Here is a 1,657-nt window from a genome sequence, read left to right as displayed (position 1 = left end):
TTATACAAAAAAGAGTAAAAGAATATTATTGGCATGATGACATTAATTGTGCCACCACTAATCTCAAAATTCTATCAGAAAAGTTTGGCATTGAATTATCTGATCAAATTACAGATGCGGCTCTTGGAATGCATGGGGCGGGAGAATACGGAGCTCAATGCGGTTTAGTTGAAGGCACTTTAATGTTTATAGGCATACTTGGAAGAACGCTAAATATTTCAGATGATGATATTGTAAATTCTTGTAACGAGCTTGCTGGTCAGTTTGAGAATAGATTTAATAGCTTGTTATGTAATATTTTACGACCAGAAGGTTTTAATCCAAATAATCCATCGCATCTTTGCGAAAAACTTACGTGCGAAGCAGTATGTTTTAACATTGCTTTTATCACCAGATTTTCAAACAAATACAAAGCCTCAAACAGTGCTTATAACAAATAAATCCAGCGGACGCAAAAGGTGCGCCGCTGATTTATGTTTCTAAAGGAAGTCGAACTTTGAAAAATAACAAAGTATGACTTGTCAGCATTCCTGAAATAAATCATCTCTCAAAATAGCATGGCATGGTTTCTCGGAATTCCTGAATTATCCTCACTTCACAGGTTATTTGAAAACTTTGTAAATACTTTGAAATAAAATTTTGTGTTGCATATTTTGTGTTTTGTAGTACAATTAGTTGTACATTAAAGAAGGGGAGAGTTCATTATGGATGCCATAGCTTATTCAAATGTTAGAAAAAAATTTGTTAGTGTAATGGAAAATGTATGTGATAATCATGATCCAGTAATCATTACTCGTAAAAATTCAAAATCGGTTGTGATGATGTCACTTGAAGACTACAATGCTATTGAAGCAACAATGTATTTATTACGTAGCCCTGCTAATGCTGCCCAATTACGTGCCAGCATTGCTGAATTTGAGGCTGGAAATTATAAAGTACGGGAAATGATTGATGATGATTGCATGGACTGATCGGGCTTGGAATGAATACTTGTTTTGGCAAATGCATGACAAAAAAGTTCTTAAACGGATCAATGAGTTAATCTGGGATACAAAACGTCATCCAAAAGAAGGTATCGGTAAACCGGAAGCACTTCGGTTTGATTTGAAGGGGAAGTAGTCGCGCAGAATTAATCAAGAGCATAGACTCGTATATCAGATGATTGATAAAATGGTAGTGATTTTTCAGTGTCGTTATCATTATTGATCGTCTCATTGAGTTTGGATTCAGTGGAATCAGCTATGAATTATTAATTGCATGGCTTATCGGTATTCATGAAAGAAGTTGTACCTGAAAAAATAGCATGAAATTACAACATAACAAAAAAATGGAGCTGACCACAAAAGCCGAGCCGATTTTTCTTGAATCCAAATATTACGTCGGCTTTTGTGTTAGCTCATTTTGACGTTCGGTGTTTAGAGCTGTTTACAATTTTTAACTGCGGTGGATTGTCTCATGTCAGAAGTGAAGGAAAATAGGGGATTATCGGTAAATTTTTGGAACAGATTGAAAAAAATAACAAATGATAAATTATATAAAAACAATATTGTAAACATTGAATTTAAGAATCCACCTAAAAACGACGGAAGCCATTTAAAAGCAAAAGGGAGTAAGCCCTATACAAATTGGGCATATGCGGTTCAATTATCAGAGGTTT

2 protein-coding genes and 1 pseudogene are annotated in these 1,657 nt (G+C 34.6%); all 3 read left to right on the top strand.

Annotation, left to right across the window (positions count from 1 at the left end; genetic code table 11):
* The first annotated feature begins 2 nt into the window (after nt 1-2).
* The 3 genes and pseudogenes from U9P79_09660 (at nt 3) to U9P79_09650 (ending at nt 1,206) form a co-directional block, all read left to right on the top strand.
* Nucleotides 3-440, top strand: a complete 438-nt coding sequence (locus U9P79_09660; protein ID MEA2104887.1) for a C-GCAxxG-C-C family protein — start codon at nt 3-5, stop codon at nt 438-440.
* Nucleotides 441-704: 264 nt separating this feature from the next.
* Nucleotides 705-971 (top strand): type II toxin-antitoxin system prevent-host-death family antitoxin, encoded by a 267-nt coding sequence (locus U9P79_09655; GenBank protein MEA2104886.1) that lies wholly within the window; start codon nt 705-707, stop codon nt 969-971.
* Nucleotides 952-1,206, top strand: a pseudogene (locus U9P79_09650) (Txe/YoeB family addiction module toxin). The gene U9P79_09655 and the pseudogene U9P79_09650 overlap by 20 nt, the downstream one beginning before the upstream one ends.
* Nucleotides 1,207-1,657 lie beyond the last annotated feature (451 nt).

This window comes from Candidatus Cloacimonadota bacterium, assembly GCA_034661015.1.
In the GTDB taxonomy this organism is placed as follows: Bacteria; Cloacimonadota; Cloacimonadia; order JGIOTU-2; family JGIOTU-2; genus JAYEKN01.
Note: the sequence above shows the minus strand (reverse complement) of the source record. Positions and strands in the feature narration are given on the sequence as shown.

Coding starts and splice junctions, on each gene's coding strand:
- U9P79_09655 (MEA2104886.1), top strand. CDS start 705: ATGGATGCCATAGCTTATTCAAATGTTAGAAAAAAATTTGTTAGTGTA.